Source organism: Microbacterium oleivorans (genome assembly GCF_013389665.1).
Classification (GTDB): Bacteria; Actinomycetota; Actinomycetes; order Actinomycetales; family Microbacteriaceae; genus Microbacterium; species Microbacterium oleivorans_C.
In genome coordinates this window covers 1,525,809-1,541,661 of record NZ_CP058316.1, presented here as the reverse complement: position 1 = coordinate 1,541,661, position 15,853 = coordinate 1,525,809, and the positions used below count along the sequence as shown (strand labels likewise).

Genomic DNA, 15,853 nt, shown 5'->3' with positions numbered 1-15,853 from the left:
CCGGATGAATCGTGGGAGGTCAGAAGGGCGGCGGGTCGGGCGGTCCGCCGGTGCCGGCTCTCGGTGGTGAATCGGCGATGTCGGTGGTGAAGCAGACCGCCGGTATCGGCACGTCTTCGCGGTAAACCCGCCCCGAAGGCGAGGTCCACTCGAGGACTCCGCCGCCGACTTGTCGGACGTGCCAGGTGGTGAATTGCTTCATCGAGTGGTGTCTCTGGCACAGGTGGGCGAGGTTGAAGATGTGGGTGTGGCCGCCGTGGGCGTAGTCGACGGTGTGGTCGATCTCGACCGGATGGCGGCCCGCCGGCATCCCGGGAATCGGCAGTGCTGGTCCCGGGCCTTCAGGAGCCGGGACATGGCGGCGGTGGGCCGGTACGTGTCGATCTCCACCGGGGTGCGGCTGACCGGGCCGATGAAGAGACGGTCCCACGTGGTGGTCTGCGCGGCGAGTTCCCGCACCGTCTGCGCGTCGACGAGCGCCGCCCCGACGGCTTCGGCAGGGTGCTCGTCCTTGCCGGCGAGGGTGTCGGCGGTGATGACGACCTGCACGCGCGCCCGGATCGCACCCAGCGGCCCGGCGCCGTCGCTCCCGGAGGCGGGATCGACGACGGGTGCTCCGCCGAGAACCAGGTCGGTGAGCGCGTCAGCGCGGAGTTGATCCATCGTCCGCGCGTCGAGCTGAGGTGCGGAGTCGATCCCGAAGGCCGCGCCCGAATCCCCACCGCGCGCATCCTTGACGGTCTGTGCGATCTGGGTGAGGCGGTCGATCATCCCCGTGGCGAGCACCGTCGGGACGGTCGCCGTCACCGTCGACATGCCGTCCGCATCGTGAACGACTCGCACGCATCGCTGCGCGGCAGCCTCACGGTGACGCTCGGTGAACGGGCGATGGTGGAGCTTCTCCGCCAACGCCCGCAACGGCTCCCGCACCCGGGTCGCAATGTCCCGCTCGCACACGGCGACCGCCGCGACCTCGAACTCCGGCCGTAGGTCCTCGGGTACGACGGTCCCGACTTTCACGACGACATCGACGTGTTCGCGGGTGATCCGTCGTTCCTCCCACGCCGTGAAGACGGTGGGGTAGTCGTCCACCACAGTCATGGCGTGGTCGATCTCGGACTGCAATCGCCGGTCCGAGCTGCGGGCCATCCCGGCCGCTTCTGCAGCGACCGACCGCAGCTCCATGTCGGAGGCCATTCCGCGGATGCTCTCGCGTCGGGCTTCCCGCAACGCCGACCGGCCCAGCTCGGCGAGAGCGCGTATCGAAGCGATCTGCCCTGCGTGTGCGAGACGTAGAGCGGCGTCGTAGCTCGCGAGCGCGGCGTCGTGGGGCGAGTCGTCGCGCCCCGTCGCGCTCGTCGCGTCGTTCGCCTGCATGTTCCCATTCTGGCAAGGGGTTGCGACATGACCATCGTTCATTTCAACGGATGTTGAGAGCTGCTCGTCGGGTTCATCGCGGGAGGAACCGTCTCGAATGTCACGTCTCCCGAAGCGTCGGTGGCGGCAGGCGTAGGCCGCCCGGGGCCGCGGCCCTAGGCTGTGAGCGTGCTGCTGAGTGATCGCGACATCCGTGCCGGTATCGACCAGGGCCGCATCGGCCTCGACCCGTGGGATGCGGCGATGGTGCAGCCCTCGAGCGTCGATGTGCGGTTGGATCGCTACTTCCGGCTCTTCGACAATCACAAGTACCCCTTCATCGACCCGGCGCAGGATCAGCCCGAGCTCACCCGGCTCATCGAGGTCGATCCCGGCGAGCCGTTCATCCTGCATCCGGGGGAGTTCGCGCTCGGGTCGACCTTCGAGCAGGTCTCGCTCGCCGACGACGTCGCGGCGCGGCTCGAGGGAAAGTCCTCGCTCGGGCGCCTCGGCCTCATCACGCACTCGACGGCGGGCTTCATCGATCCGGGCTTCTCCGGGCACGTCACGCTCGAGCTCGCCAACGTGGCGACGCTGCCCATCAAGCTCTGGCCCGGGATGAAGATCGGGCAGCTGTGCTTCTTCCAGCTCACGTCGGCCAGCGAGAACCCGTACGGCTCGGGCCCCTACGGCAACCGCTACCAGGGGCAGCGCGGGCCGACGGCCTCGCGATCGTTCCAGAACTTCCACCGCACCGACGTCGGCACGATCGACGCCGGTTCGCGCGGGGCCTGAGGCCGAGCCCGGGAACGCGTGCGATCCCGAGGCGAGGCCCCGGGGTCGCACGCGTGCAGGCGTCGCGTCAGGCGGCGTCGCGACCCGCGCGGAAGCCGGCGGTGAAGCCGCGCTCGAACGCGCGCTCGCCGCGGAGACGCGGGTGCTCACCGTGCGGGTGCTCACCGTGCGGGTGCTCACCGTGCGGGTGTTCACCGCGCTCCGGGCCGAAGCCGGAGCGGAAGCCGCCGAACCCGCCCAGGCGCGGACCGAAGCCGCGCCCGTGTCCGAAGCCGTGGCGTCCGCGGGGTCCGCAGTCGCGCGGCGTGCTCTCGTCCCAGCCGAGGGACCGTGCGATCTTCTCGAGCGAGGCGACCGTCGTGGCGAACTCGTCGTCCGAGACCGCACCGCTCGCGCGGCCGCGCACCTCGCTGACGAGAACGTGGATGCGGTCGCGTTCGCGGCGTCCCTCGTCGGTGGCGACCCAGCGGCCGTCGGCCTCGATCGCCCAGCCGCGCGCGGCGAGGGCCCGGACGCGCTTGCCGCCCCGCTGCACCCGCTCGTCGAGACCGGGGAAGGCGTGTTCGCCCGTCAGGGCGCCGAGCACCGCCCAGTCGCGTCGATCGAGCCCTTCGTCGGCGAGCACTCGGGCGAGCTCGGCCGCGAAGGCGGAGTGTGCCGCGCGCATCCAGAAGCGCAGCGAGCGGTCGGGGGTCGTGTTCTGTGTGGTCGTGTCGTGGGTGGTCATGGTGTTCCTCTCGTGGGCCGGTCGATCCGGCACCGGATGTATGTCATTTTGCATGTGCATGCACTATGACATGGGACGAGGATGCATGTCAACTCGCATGTATTCTCGGAGCATGGCCGACCCCGACGATTCCCAGATCGATGCGATCGCCGAGGCGCTCTCGCGGCTGCGCGGCCTGCGCCGCTTCGGCCCCGGGGCCGGCGAGGGCCGGGGCCCGGACGGGCAGGCCCATCGCGGACCACACGACGGGCCGCGGCACCATCACGCGGGCTTCGGCGGACCCTTCGGCGCGCACGGTGGACGCGGCCCCTTCGGTTCGGGCGGCGCGCCGGGAGAGGGGCGCGGGCGGATGGCGGGGCTCGCCCGACTGCGCATGCTCGAGGCGCTGGCCGCGGCGCCCGATCCGCTGAGCGTCAGCGCCATCGGCGAGGCCATCGGCGTCGACCAGCCACGCGCGTCGCGCCTCGTGCAGCAGGCCGTCGAGCTCGATCTCGTCCGCCGCGAGGCCGACCCCGACGACGCGCGGCGCACCCGCATCGCGCTGACCGACGCGGGCCGCCGTCTCGCTCAGGGAGTGCGCGGCGAGCGTCGCGCCGCGCTCGGCGGCGCCCTCGCGGACTTCTCCGACGTCGAGCGCGCCGAGCTCGCTCGACTGCTCGGCAAGCTCGCCGACGCCTGGCCGCGCCGCTGACCGTTACCCGTTCCCCCCGTCGGGGGCAAGCGTCGGCGAGCGCTTGGTCCTGCGGGGCGAGCCTGCCACCCTGGTTCGGTGAGCACCGAGAACCAACCCTCTCCCGCCGTACGTATCGCCGCGGTGTCCACCCCGGGCACGATCGCCCGCTGGGTGTTCTGGCCCGCCGCGGTCGTCATCGTGGGGTTCAGCGCCTTCGCGATCATCTTCCCCGCGACCGCGGAGTCGTTCTTCGGCGCGATCCAGACCTCGATCGTCGACTCGTTCAACTGGTACTACGTGCTGATCGCGGCCTTCTTCGTCGGCTTCGCGCTCTTCGTGGGCTTCAGCCGTTTCGGCGACATCAAGCTCGGACGCGACGACGACGAGCCGGAGTTCTCGACGGGCTCCTGGTTCTCGTTGCTGTTCGCGGCCGGCATGGGGATCGGTCTCGTCTTCTACGGCGTCAGCGAGCCGCTCAGCCACTTCGTCGACCCGCGCCCCGGTGTGACCGGAACGCCCGAGCAGCTGGCGCAGGGAGCTCTCACGCAGACCTATCTGCATTGGGGGGTCCATGCCTGGGCGATGTACGTCGTGGTCGGTCTTGCGCTCGCCTATGCCATCCACCGCCGCCGCCGCCCGATCTCGATCCGCTGGGCGCTCGAGCCGCTGCTGGGTAACCGGGTCCGTGGTGCGGCGGGCAACATCATCGACGTCGTGGCGCTCGTCGGCACGCTGTTCGGTGTGGCGACCTCGCTCGGGCTGGGCGTGCTGCAGATGGGATCGGGGCTGGAGTTCGTCGGGTTGCCCGAGATGAGCGATCCCATGCTCATCGGCCTGATCGCCATCGTCACGGTGTTCGTCCTCCTTTCGGTGCTCTCGGGAGTGACCAAGGGCATGAAATGGTTGTCGAACTTCAACCTCATCGTCGCCGGCCTGCTCTTGGTCTTCCTTCTGGTCGTCGGCCCGACGCAGTACCTCTTGCGTGAATGGGTGCAGTCGATCGGCGCGTACATCCAGAACTTCGTCGGGCTCTCCTTCACCGTCAGCGCGTTCCAGGGCGCGGCGGGCGAAGAATGGCAGGCATCCTGGACCTCGTTCTACTGGGGCTGGTGGATCTCGTGGGCGCCCTTCGTGGGGATCTTCATCGCGCGTGTCAGCAAGGGGCGAACCGTGCGGCAGTTCGTCGCCGGTGTGCTGCTCGTGCCCACGATGATCGGCATCCTCTGGTTCGCCGTTCTCGGCGGTTCGGCACTGTTCCAGGAGCTCGCGAACCCGGGGTCCATGCTCGCGGCCGACGGCACGGTGAATCTGCAGGGCGCGCTCTTCCAGCTGCTCGACGGGCTCCCCGCCGGCGGTGCGCTGACGATCGGTGCCATCGTGCTGATCGCCGTGTTCTTCGTGACGTCGGCCGACTCGGGAGCGCTCGTCATGGGCATGATCGCCACCGGCGGCAACCCCGAACCGCCCCGCTGGGTTCGCGTCTTCTTCGTGCTGACCACCGCGGCTCTCGCGAGTGCACTTCTGCTCGCGGGCGGGCTGGAGGCGCTGCAGACGGCCGCGATCCTCATCGCGCTGCCGTTCTCGATCGTGATGCTGCTGATGTGCTGGGCCACCGTGCTCGCGTTCCAACGGGAACGACGCGCCTACGCGCGCGCCGAACGGGCGCAGTTCATCGAGCGGATCGGCGACCACTACGGTCTCGATGTCGAGGAGCCCAACGAGCGCGGTGTGCGCTTCCCGTGGCTCGGGCGACGCGGCTGATCCACCCGAAGCCGCGGAGCCGGGCACCGGACCGTCGGCCGTAGGCTGGCAGGATGCCCACGGTGTCTTCCGCCCGCCTGCCCGACGTCCCGGCTGAGACCCTCTACCGCATCCTGTGGCTGCGCGTGAGCGTCTTCGTCGTCGAGCAGCGGGCCGCCTACCCCGAGCTCGACGGACGCGATCTCGAGCCGGGCACCGAGCTGTTCTGGATCGAGGACGAGGGCAGGGTCGTGGCGACGCTGCGCCTGCTGGAGGACGCGGGCGGGGTGTCGCGCATCGGACGCGTCGCGACGGTAGCCCACGCTCGCGGGCGCGGGTTGTCGGCCGACCTCATGCGCGCCGCGGTGGCGCGTTCCGGTGAGCGCCGGCCCGGCGCGCCGATCGACCTCGACGCGCAGAAGCACCTCGCCGGCTGGTACGGGCGCTTCGGGTTCGAGGTCAGCGGACCCGAGTTCGCGGAGGACGACATCCCGCACGTCCCGATGCGACGCACGGGTCGCTGACAGGCGCTGTCGCGCTGCGCCGTCCGGTCAGCGCTCGCGGCCCTGCGGCGGGAGCCGCACGAACAGCAGCAGTACGAGGCCCAGCAGCAGCACGACGGCGATACCGAGGACACCCCAGATGATCGCTCCGAACAGGCTGATGAACAGCGCCCACATCGCGGGCGACAGGAAGCTCGCGACCCGTCCGGTCGTGGCGTAGAGGCCGAAGATCTCGCCCTGCATCCCCGGCGGCGTCACGCGTGCCAGCAGCGACCGGCTCGCCGCCTGGGCGGGCCCGACGCACGCCGATAGCACGAGCCCCGCCACCCAGAACACGATCGATCCGGCGTCCTGCAGCACGAGCAGCAGCACCGCGACGCCGATGAGGCCCGAGAGGGTCGCGATGATGACGGCGCGCGCGCCGAAGCGGTCGTCGAAGCGTCCGGCGACGATGGTCGAGGCGCCGGCGACGAGGTTCGCAGCGATGCCGAAGACCATGACCTCGGTCGTCGTGAAGCCGAAGGCCCGGGCCGCCAGCACACCGCCGAAGGCGAACACGCCCGCGAGCCCGTCGCGGTAGACCGCGCTGGCGAGCAGGAACCAGAACGTGGGGCGCTCGGTGCGCCACAGTCGCGCGATGTCCTTGACCAGGTGGACGTAGCCCGCGAAGAACCCGACGCGCTTCGCGCCCGCGGGAGCGGGGCTCTCGGGAACGTTGACCAGGAGCGGGATGGCGAAGACCAGGGTCCATACGCCGCAGCCGACGGCGATGAGGCGGTAGGCCAGGCCGTTGCTGGTGTCCAGGCCGAACCAGTCGGCGAACGTGAGGCCGACGACGATGGCGAGCGCGATGATGCCGCCGATGTAGCCCAGGCCCCACCCGAGGCCGCTCACCCGTCCGATGGTGCGCGGGGTCGAGACCTCGACGAGCATCGCGTTGTAGTTCACGCCGGCGATCTCCGACACGACGGCGCCCAGGGACAACACGATCGCGCCGTACCAGAAGTACGCCGGGTCGGCGAAGGTGAAGAACAGTGAGAACTGCACGAGGGCGAGCAGCACGGTGAACACGCCGAGCCATCGCTTCTTGCGGCCGGAGCGGTCGGCGGTCTGCCCGAGCACCGGCGCGAGCAGCAGGATCAGGATGCCCGCTGCCGTCGAGGCGATGCCGTACCCGCTCGCCAGCTCGGCGATCGCGGCCTCCTTGACCGGATCGGAGTCGGCGAGGGCGGCGATGTCGGCGGGCAGGAAGGAGTCGGAGACGAGGAACAGCGAGGCGAAGACGAAGGTCAGGATGACCGAGTTGAACGGCTGCGTCGCCCAATCCCACAGCGCCCACGAGATGACCGTGCGTCGGGGGACCGGTCGGTCGTCGCCGTGCTCGCGCACGTCGGGGATGCGGCCGAGCGCCTGCGTGCGGGCGGCGGTGGGAGGAACGGGCACGCCGGGTGCGGGGGTGGGCCCGTGACCGGCGGGATTCGTGTCGGGTGACATGCGGGGCACGCTAGGACCTCTCCGTGAACACTCGGTGCCGCCCGAGCGGCGGTTTCGCGTCGTCGCGACGGGGTCAGCGTATCCGTCGATGCGAGCGCCGGCGGGTTTTCGCGGATCGGCGCGCGGAGTGTCAGTCGGAGGGTCGCGCGAAGCGGTAGCCGATGCCTCGCACGGTCTCGATCCATCGGCCCGAGCGGCCGTCGTCGCCGAGCTTGCGCCGCAGGTTCATCATGTGCACCTCGACGGCATGCAGGTCGTGCGCGCTGACGTGGTCGCCGTGGGTCCCGCTCTGGCGACGCAGCATGAGGGCGATCCACGACTTCTCGATCACGTCGCCGGGCCGCTGCATGAGCGCCTGCAGCACATCGAACTCCGAGCGGGTGAGCTCGATTCCCTCGCCGTCGAGCTCGGCTCGACGGGATCCCGGGTTCAGCCGCAGAGCGCCTGCGTCGAGCCAGGCGGAGCCCGCGGGGTCGGTCGCCTGGATGCTGCGGGGCCGCCGCATCAGGGCGTCGATCCGAGCGCGCAGCTCGTAGGGCCGCCACGGCTTCACGACGTAGTCGTCGGCACCGCTGCGGAAGCCTTCGACGGTGGCCGTCTCGTCTTCAATCGCGCTGATGATGAGGATGTAGCCGTCGTGGAAGGCGCGGATGCGGCGCACCGCCTCGAATCCGTCGATGCCGTCGAGCCTCACGTCGACGGTGGTCAGATCGGGGCGCAGGAGGCGGACGGCATCCACGCCGGAGGGGCCGTCGCGGAAGGCGTGTACGGCGAAGCCGTGCTGTTCCAGCGTCTGGGTCAGGAGTCGGCGCAGGTCGTCGTCGTCCTCGATGACGACCACGGTGCGGGTCATGACCGCATTCCGGCGTGCGAGAACGCTCGACGACCAGCCACCGGAGGCACGAGATCGTCGAGAGGCGAGTTCGGGTGCACGCTTCTTGACATCGGTGGACTCAGCATATTTTCCGAGCCTGGGAGTATCACCTCTCCGGGAGGCGCGATTGCTCAGCATTCACTCAGTACGGGGTCACTCTTGTCACGTCGAAAAACTTGACACGGCTCGACTCAACTTCGTTTGACACAGCGGGTGGTGCGGAGTACGGTTGAGTCAACGCGGCTCAGGTTGGGCCGCCGCAGACTTCCGATCCACAGAACCGCAAGTAAGGAGACAGCTCATGGCACGTGCAGTGGGTATCGACCTGGGGACGACGAACTCCGTCGTCGCCGTCCTCGAGGGTGGCGAGCCGAAGGTCATCGCCAACGCCGAAGGGCTCCGCACGACCCCCTCGGTCGTCGCGTTCACCAAGGACGGCGAGGTGCTCGTCGGCGAGACCGCCAAGCGCCAGGCCGTCACCAACGTCGACCGCACGCTGACCTCGGTCAAGCGTCACATGGGCACCGACTGGAAGACCCAGGCCATCGACGGCAAGGCCTACACGCCCCAGGAGATCTCGGCTCGCATCCTGCAGAAGCTGAAGCGCGATGCCGAGCAGTACCTCGGCGACACGGTCACCGACGCGGTCATCACCGTCCCCGCCTACTTCAACGACGCCGAGCGCCAGGCCACGAAGGAGGCCGGCGAGATCGCGGGTCTGAACGTCCTGCGCATCATCAACGAGCCCACCGCGGCCGCGCTCGCGTACGGTCTCGACAAGGGCAAGGAGGACGAGCTCATCCTCGTCTTCGACCTCGGTGGCGGTACGTTCGACGTCTCGCTGCTCGAGGTGGGCAAGGACGACGACTTCTCCACCATCCAGGTGCGTTCCACCGCCGGTGACAACCGTCTCGGTGGTGACGACTGGGACCAGCGCGTCGTGGAGTACCTGATCAAGCAGTTCAAGGACACCACCGGTGTCGATGTCTCGGGTGACAAGATCGCGCTGCAGCGCCTCAAGGAGGCCGCCGAGCAGGCGAAGAAGGAGCTCTCCAGCTCGCAGTCGACCTCGATCAACCTGCCGTACCTGTCGCTGACCGACTCGGGCCCCGTGTCGCTGTCGGAGACGCTGTCGCGTGCGAAGTTCGAGGACCTCACCAAGGACCTCCTCGACCGCACCAAGAAGCCGTTCGAGGACGTCATCCGCGAGGCCGGCATCAAGGTCGGCGACATCGACCACGTGGTCCTCGTGGGCGGCTCCACGCGTATGCCCGCCGTGAGCGAGCTCGTGAAGAAGGAAGCCGGCAAGGAGCCCAACAAGGGCGTGAACCCGGACGAGGTCGTCGCCGTCGGCGCCGCCCTGCAGGCCGGCGTCCTCAAGGGCGAGCGCAAGGACGTCCTCCTCATCGACGTCACCCCCCTGAGCCTCGGCATCGAGACCAAGGGCGGCATCATGACCAAGCTCATCGAGCGCAACACGGCCATCCCGACCAAGCGCAGCGAGACCTTCACGACCGCCGACGACAACCAGCCGTCGGTCGCGATCCAGGTGTTCCAGGGCGAGCGCGACTTCACGCGCGACAACAAGCCGCTGGGCACCTTCGAGCTCACCGGCATCGCCCCGGCGCCGCGCGGGGTCCCGCAGGTCGAGGTGACCTTCGACATCGACGCGAACGGCATCGTGCACGTCTCGGCGAAGGACAAGGGCACCGGCAAGGAGCAGTCGATGACGATCACCGGCGGCTCGTCGCTGCCCAAGGACGACATCGAGCGCATGGTGCGCGAGGCCGAGGAGCACGCCGCCGAGGACAAGAAGCGTCGTGAGGCCGCCGAGGTGCGCAACCAGGCCGAGACCCTCTCGTACTCCATCGAGAAGCTCATCGCCGACAACGCCGACAAGCTGCCCGAGGACGTCAAGACCGAGGTCCAGGCCGACGTCGACGCGCTCAAGACCGCGCTCGCGGGCGATGACGACGACGCGGTGAAGACGGCGTTCGACAAGCTCAACGCATCGCAGGGCAAGCTCGGCGAGGCGATCTACGCACAGGGTCAGGCCGACCAGGCGCAGAGCGCGCCGACCGACGCCCCGGCCGACGACGCCGCCGGAGCGGCGGCATCCGATGAGGATGTCGTCGACGCCGAGGTCGTCGAAGACGAGGACGAGAAGAAGTAACCATGACGAACAAGGACTTCGAAGAGCCCAACGGCAACGACGAGGTCCTCGGCGAGGAGGGGTCGGAGGCTCAGGTCTCCGACCCTGACGCGCAGGAGGACACGGTGTCGGCCGACGACGCCGGTGCCCGGGATGGCGCCGGAGCCGACGACGAGCTCACGATCGACGACATCCTCGGTGCGGCGCAGTCCGACGAGGCCGCCGTCGCCGAGGCGCCGGCCGACGAGCACGACCTCGTGCTCGACCTGAAGCGGGTGCAGGCCGAGTACGCCAACTACCGGCGGCGCACCGAGGAGCAGCGCGAGGTCGAGATCGAGCGCGCCAAGGGCTCGGTAGCCAAGGGGCTGCTTCCCGTGCTCGACGACCTAGACCGCGCCGACAAGCACGGCGACCTCACCGAAGGCTCGCCCCTCGCGGCGATCGCCGACAAGCTGCGCGCCGTCGTCTCGCGCCTGGGCGTCGAGACCTACGGCGCCGCGGGCGACGCGTTCGACCCGCAGCAGCACGAGGCGATCTTCCAGGCGCCCACCCCGGGCACGGCCGAGCCGACGATCCTCGAGGTCGTCGAGGTCGGCTATCGCCTCGGGAGCATCGAGCTGCGTCCGGCGAAGGTCGTCGTCGCCGTGCCGGCCGAATAGGAGGCAGCCATGGCCAGTCAGGACTGGTTCGACAAGGACTTCTACCAGGTGCTGGGCGTCACGAAGGACGTCTCCGACAGCGACCTGAAGAAGACCTACCGGAAGCTGGCGCGCACGTACCACCCCGACTCGACGCAGGGTGACCCTGTCGCCGAATCGAAGTTCAAGGAGATCAGCGAGGCGTACTCCGTGCTCTCCGACAAGGAGCAGCGCGCCGAGTACGACCAGATCCGGGCGATGGGAGCGGGCAACGCCCGCTTCACCGCGGGTGGCCAGGGCGCCGGCGGCTTCGAGGACGTGTTCAGCGCGTTCAACCAGGGAGCCCGTGGCGGCGCCGGTGCCCGCGGCGCCGACTTCGACGACATCTTCGCGATGTTCAACCAGCAGAGCGGTCGCTCGGGACGCTTCGGAACGGGCGGCTTCGGTCGCTCGACCGGGGGGTTCCAGGGCTTCGGCGGCCCGCAGCGCGGGGCAGATGTGACCGCGCGCACGACGCTCGACTTCGCCACCGCCGTGCGCGGCGACACCGTCACGCTGCAGGGCGAGGACGGCAAGCCATTCAAGGTCAAGGTGCCGGCGGGCGTGGCGGACGGTCAGAAGATCCGGCTGCGCGGCCGCGGGCGTCCCTCGCCCGACGGTGGCGAATCGGGCGACATCGTGGTCTCGGTGACGGTTCGTCCGCACCCGGTGTTCACCCGCGAGGGGCTCAACCTGCGCGTCGTGGTTCCGATCACGTTCACCGAGGCGGCCCTCGGCGCGACGATCGAGGTGCCCACCCTGGGTGGCGACCCCGTCAAGCTGCGCGTCGCCCCCGGCACCCCGTCGGGCCGGGTGCTCCGCGTCAAGGGGCGAGGCGTCAGCACCGCCAAGGGCACCGGCGACCTGCTCGCCGAGGTCCAGGTCGCCGTCCCCGCACACCTCGACGAAGACGCCCGGGCCGCGCTCGAGCGCTTCGCCGAGCTCGAGCCCAAGGAGAACCCCCGCGCCGACCTCATGGGCAAGGCGCGAAGCTGACCCCCCACCGGCCGGCAGGCGGCATCCGGTCCACGGAGCCCCGCCCGCCGGCCGGCAGGATCGACCCACCCGGAGGTGAGCCCAGATGTCCGACGACGACGACATCGACGAGGAGGCGCCGATCTTCGCGATCGCCGCTGCCGCCGAACTCGCCGGCATGCACGCGCAGACCCTGCGCCAGTACGACCGGCTCGGGCTCGTGGTCCCCGGCCGCACGCAGGGCGGTTCGCGACGGTATTCGCTGCGACACATCCGACAGCTGCGCGAAGTCGCTCGGATGTCTGCCGACGGCATCAGCCTGCCGGCCATCACCCGCATCCTCGAGCTCGAGAACGAGGTCGCGTCGCTGCGGCGCGAGGTGCGCGAGCTCGATCAGCGGTTGCGGGACGAGCGGCAGCAGCGCCCCGGAGCGCGGGTCTTCGCGGCGGGGGCGACCGGCGCGGTCGTCACGCTGCGACACGGCGCCCGCGTCCGCCGCGCCACCGAGATCGTGCTCTACACCCGTCCCCCCACTGCCTGACCCCGCGCTGCGGGGCGCGCGTGAGCGACGTGTGCTCCGGATCAGGCCGGCGGGAGGCGGAGCGTGGTGGCCGCCTCGCCGACGGTGAGGTCATCGACGATGCGGAGCGACCGGGCGAGGTGATCGAGCTCGTCGAGCACGGTGCCCACACGTTCGCGGTCGCTGCAGACGGCCGAGAGGGTCACGATGTGGCTGCCGGTGTCCCACGTGTACGAGACGAAGGGCGGAGTGCGCGGGTCGGGCGGCAGCGTCATCACGAGCTTCTCGCCCATGCCCAGGTACGGCGAACGGAAGTCCTCGGTGTCGTCGTACTCCATCGGCATCATCGCCCGCGCGGTGCGCAGCTGCGCCGTCGCCTCCTGCAGCTGCGCCAGGACCACCAGCAGTTCGGGGTCGGCACGCCACATCCACGCGCGCACCCGACCGCCCGCGCGGCGCATGAGCGCCGGGACCGCCTGACTCGCCGCCCAGGCGGCGAACCGGCCGCCGGGACGGGGCGCCCCGCCCAGGGCGGAGTTCGCCTGACCCAGCAGCATCCCGATGGCGCGCTTGCGGGCGCGTCGTCCCGAGAACCCGAAGGATTCGGTCACAGCCACCCAGCGGGCGGGATCGGCATCGGCATCGAGTCGGGCCATGACCCCAGCCTAGGGATGCCGGAGGCCGGTTTCCCCAACCTCGCGGCGCCTCCAGGAACGGGATGGACCGCTCGGGTAAGCTCGGGGCCGCCGCGTCGGCGCCAGCCGGCGGCGCACCGCCGTACAGATTGGGCCTGACCCGTGACCGAATCCACGACGACCGAGGGTGTTCCCGCCGCCAGCTCGCGCGCACCCCTGACCATCGTGATGGGTGCCGACACGTTCGCGCCCGACGTCAACGGGGCCGCCCGCTTCGCCGAGCGGCTGTCGGCCGGCCTCGCCGCCCGAGGGCACGACGTCCACGTCGTCACCCCCAGCGTCAAGCACTCTCGGGCGGGCGTCTTCACCGAGAACATCGAAGGCGCCGACCTCACCGTGCACCGCCTTCCCGGATGGCGGTGGTACCCGCACGACTGGCTGCGGTTCGTGCTGCCCTGGCGGTCGAAGCACTACGCGCGGCGGGTGCTCGACTCGGTCAAGCCCGACGTGGTGCACAGCCAGTCGCACATCGTCATCGGGCGCGGACTGACCCGCGAGGCGAGGAAGCGCGGGATCCCGGTCATCGCGACCAATCACGTGATGGCCGAGAACGTCATCGACTTCACCACCCTGCCGCCGTTCCTCGACAAGATCATCATCAAGCTCTGCTGGGACGACGCCAAGCGCACGTTCGACATGTCGCGCGCGGTCACGACACCGACGCGCAAGGCCGCCGAGTTCCTGCAGGACACCATCGACATCTCGGGTGTCATCCCGATCAGCTGCGGCATCGACAAGCGCAACTACACCCCCGACCTGACCCCGCGCGAGCACCGCCGCATCCTGTTCGTGGGGCGCCTGACGACCGAGAAGCACGTCGAGGTCACCCTCGGCGCCGTCGCCAAGCTCGCTCCCGAGCTCGACGTGCACTTCGACATCGTGGGCGGCGGCGACCAGCGCCGCAACCTCGAGCAGGCCGCGCAGCAGCTCGGCATCATCGACCGGGTGACCTTCTACGGCCGCACCGACGAGGCGCAGCTGCGTGCTGCCTACACGCGCGCCGACGTGTTCGCGATCGCCTCGATCGCCGAGCTGCAGTCGATCGCGACGATGGAGGCCATGGCCTCGGGGTTGCCGGTCGTGGCCGCGAACGCGGTCGCGCTGCCGCACCTGGTGCAGTCCGGTGTCAACGGCTACCTCTTCGAGCCGGGTGACGTCGACGACCTCGCCGACAAGCTGCGCCGGGTGCTGACGGCCTCGCCCGAGGAGTACCTGAGGATGCAGCAGGCCTCGCTCGACGGCGTCGAGATCCACGACATCGAGCGCACGCTCGACACCTTCGAGAAGCTCTACCGCGGCGAGCCGCTCGGCGCGTGACGATGCGCCTCTTCTTCGATGCCCGGTACATCCGGACGGACTTCCACGACGGCATCAGTCGGTTCTCGCACGAGCTCGCCCACGCGGTGTTCGCCGCAGCGCCCGATGCCGGTGTCGAGGTGACCTTCATCGTGCACGACCCCGGTCAGGTCGCGCTGCTGCCCGCGGGCGCCCCGACCGTGTCGCTGCACGCGCCGACCTCCGTGCTCGAGCCGCTCGCCGCGTTGCGGTTGAACCGGTACCGGCCGGATGTCGTGTACTCGCCGATGCAGACCATCGGCGCGCTCGGACGCCGCTTCGGACTCATCCTCACGCTGCACGACACCATCTACTACCGCCACCGCACGCCGCCGCGCGATCTGCCGTGGTTCGTGCGGCTGGGATGGCGGCTGTTCCACCTGACCTACGCGCCGCAGCGGGCCACCTTGAACGCCGCCGACGCCGTGGCCACGGTGAGCGAGACCAGCAAGCGTCAGTTCGCCGCGGTGCGGCTGACCAAGCGCGAGGTCGTCGTGCTGCCCAACGCGCCGCAGCGGTTGGCGGAGCTCGCTCCGGCGGGCGCGATGCCGGGGGCTGCCGCTGCGCTGAACATCGTCTACATGGGCTCGTTCATGCCCTACAAGAACGTCGAGACCCTCGTGCGCGCGATGGCCCACCTGCCCGGGCGCACCCTGCACCTCCTCAGCCGCATCTCGCCCGCCCGCCAGGAGGAGCTCGAGAAGCTCGCTCCCGCCGATGCCCGCATCGTGTTCCACGGCGGGGTCACCGACACCGAGTACGCAGCGCTCCTCTCGGACGCTGCGCTGCTGGCGACCCTCAGCCTCGACGAGGGCTACGGCCTCCCGATCGCCGAAGCGCTCGAGCTCGGCGTTCCCGCCGTCGTGAGCGACATGGAGATCTTCCACGAGGTCGGTGGGCCCGGCGCCCGTTACGTACCGGCTCGCGACGCCCGGGCCTTCGCGGACGCGGTGATCGGCCTCGACGACGAGGGCGCCCGCGCGGCGCTGGTCGCCGCGGGGCGCGAGCACATCGCCCGCTTCACGTGGCCCGAGTCCGCGGCGCGCCTGCTGGCGGCATCCCGTCGCGTCGTCGCGCAGCGCGCTCGCTGACCGCCGCACCGGGCGAGCCCGGCACGCCGGCCACCCGAGTGGTGCGTGCGCCGGGTATCGCGTCGGCCTTCCCGCCGCCTGCGCCGCCGTCGCCCCGCCCCGGGTGCGGGCGCGTGGGGACGGCGCGATAGCCGTCGCGCGAGACCAGCACGAGCGTCCCCAGGATGCCGGTGACGGCCAGTGCCGAGAGGAGCAGAAAGAGCAGTGTCGTACCCATGGCAGAAACGCTACGATGAGAGCATTCCT

Annotated in this window: 16 protein-coding genes; 10 read left to right on the top strand and 6 right to left on the bottom strand. The window is 70.2% G+C overall.

Annotated elements, in window-relative coordinates; translation table 11 throughout:
* Positions 1-198: 198 nt before the first annotated feature.
* A complete protein-coding gene (locus tag HW566_RS07375) occupies positions 199-1,377 on the bottom strand; it encodes a DUF222 domain-containing protein (RefSeq protein ID WP_256728918.1) in 1,179 nt (392 codons plus the stop codon).
* A gap of 168 nt (positions 1,378-1,545) precedes the next feature.
* Here HW566_RS07375 and dcd point away from each other — a divergent pair, with 168 nt between their 5' ends.
* Positions 1,546-2,151, top strand: coding sequence for a dCTP deaminase (dcd, locus tag HW566_RS07370; protein WP_178011671.1), 606 nt, complete (start codon positions 1,546-1,548; stop codon positions 2,149-2,151).
* 67 nt (positions 2,152-2,218) lie between these two features.
* On the opposite strand, the gene HW566_RS07365 is transcribed toward dcd, so the two are convergent.
* Positions 2,219-2,878 carry a hypothetical protein gene (locus tag HW566_RS07365; protein WP_178011669.1) on the bottom strand — a complete coding sequence of 220 codons (660 nt, stop codon included), beginning with the start codon at positions 2,876-2,878 and terminating at the stop codon, positions 2,219-2,221.
* 112 nt (positions 2,879-2,990) lie between these two features.
* On the opposite strand from HW566_RS07365, the gene HW566_RS16050 reads away from it, so the two are divergent.
* The 3 genes from HW566_RS16050 to HW566_RS07350 all read left to right on the top strand — a co-directional run bounded on the left by HW566_RS16050 (position 2,991) and on the right by HW566_RS07350 (position 5,815).
* The gene (locus HW566_RS16050) at positions 2,991-3,569 is read left to right on the top strand and encodes a MarR family winged helix-turn-helix transcriptional regulator (protein WP_256728917.1); all 579 of its coding nucleotides are present in this window, start codon (positions 2,991-2,993) and stop codon (positions 3,567-3,569) included.
* Between the two features lie 78 nt (positions 3,570-3,647).
* Entirely contained in the window at positions 3,648-5,312 is a 1,665-nt protein-coding gene (locus tag HW566_RS07355; protein WP_178011667.1) for a BCCT family transporter, read from the top strand.
* A gap of 53 nt (positions 5,313-5,365) precedes the next feature.
* Positions 5,366-5,815 (top strand): GNAT family N-acetyltransferase, encoded by a 450-nt coding sequence (locus tag HW566_RS07350; protein WP_178011665.1) that lies wholly within the window; start codon positions 5,366-5,368, stop codon positions 5,813-5,815.
* Between the two features lie 27 nt (positions 5,816-5,842).
* On the opposite strand, the gene HW566_RS07345 is transcribed toward HW566_RS07350, so the two are convergent.
* Together HW566_RS07345 and HW566_RS07340 are read right to left on the bottom strand one after the other, a co-directional pair.
* Positions 5,843-7,288 carry an MFS transporter gene (locus tag HW566_RS07345; RefSeq protein ID WP_178011663.1) on the bottom strand — a complete coding sequence of 482 codons (1,446 nt, stop codon included), beginning with the start codon at positions 7,286-7,288 and terminating at the stop codon, positions 5,843-5,845.
* Positions 7,289-7,418: 130 nt separating this feature from the next.
* Positions 7,419-8,141: a response regulator transcription factor gene (locus tag HW566_RS07340; RefSeq protein WP_178011661.1), complete on the bottom strand. Its 723-nt coding sequence runs from the start codon at positions 8,139-8,141 to the stop codon at positions 7,419-7,421.
* A 322-nt stretch (positions 8,142-8,463) separates the two neighbouring features.
* Between HW566_RS07340 and dnaK the strand changes: the two genes are divergently transcribed.
* The 4 genes from dnaK to HW566_RS07320 all read left to right on the top strand — a co-directional run bounded on the left by dnaK (position 8,464) and on the right by HW566_RS07320 (position 12,507).
* Complete coding sequence (gene dnaK, locus HW566_RS07335; RefSeq protein WP_178011659.1) at positions 8,464-10,335, top strand: molecular chaperone DnaK; 1,872 nt, start codon at positions 8,464-8,466, stop codon at positions 10,333-10,335.
* A 2-nt stretch (positions 10,336-10,337) separates the two neighbouring features.
* Positions 10,338-10,973, top strand: a complete 636-nt coding sequence (locus HW566_RS07330) for a nucleotide exchange factor GrpE (RefSeq protein WP_178011657.1) — start codon at positions 10,338-10,340, stop codon at positions 10,971-10,973.
* 9 nt (positions 10,974-10,982) lie between these two features.
* Positions 10,983-11,987 (top strand): DnaJ C-terminal domain-containing protein, encoded by a 1,005-nt coding sequence (locus tag HW566_RS07325; RefSeq protein ID WP_178011655.1) that lies wholly within the window; start codon positions 10,983-10,985, stop codon positions 11,985-11,987.
* 85 nt (positions 11,988-12,072) lie between these two features.
* A complete protein-coding gene (locus HW566_RS07320; RefSeq protein ID WP_178011654.1) occupies positions 12,073-12,507 on the top strand; it encodes a heat shock protein transcriptional repressor HspR in 435 nt (144 codons plus the stop codon).
* A gap of 41 nt (positions 12,508-12,548) precedes the next feature.
* Here HW566_RS07320 and HW566_RS07315 read toward each other — a convergent pair whose 3' ends face one another.
* Entirely contained in the window at positions 12,549-13,142 is a 594-nt protein-coding gene (locus HW566_RS07315; protein WP_178011652.1) for a hypothetical protein, read from the bottom strand.
* A gap of 207 nt (positions 13,143-13,349) precedes the next feature.
* Here HW566_RS07315 and HW566_RS07310 point away from each other — a divergent pair, with 207 nt between their 5' ends.
* Positions 13,350-14,498, top strand: coding sequence for a glycosyltransferase (locus HW566_RS07310; RefSeq protein WP_372955796.1), 1,149 nt, complete (start codon positions 13,350-13,352; stop codon positions 14,496-14,498).
* A 2-nt stretch (positions 14,499-14,500) separates the two neighbouring features.
* The gene (locus tag HW566_RS07305) at positions 14,501-15,607 is read left to right on the top strand and encodes a glycosyltransferase (protein ID WP_178014770.1); all 1,107 of its coding nucleotides are present in this window, start codon (positions 14,501-14,503) and stop codon (positions 15,605-15,607) included.
* Here the strand turns inward: HW566_RS07305 and HW566_RS07300 are convergent.
* Positions 15,537-15,824 carry a hypothetical protein gene (locus HW566_RS07300; protein WP_178011648.1) on the bottom strand — a complete coding sequence of 96 codons (288 nt, stop codon included), beginning with the start codon at positions 15,822-15,824 and terminating at the stop codon, positions 15,537-15,539. The genes HW566_RS07305 and HW566_RS07300 overlap by 71 nt on opposite strands.
* Between the last annotated feature and the right edge of the window lie 29 nt (positions 15,825-15,853).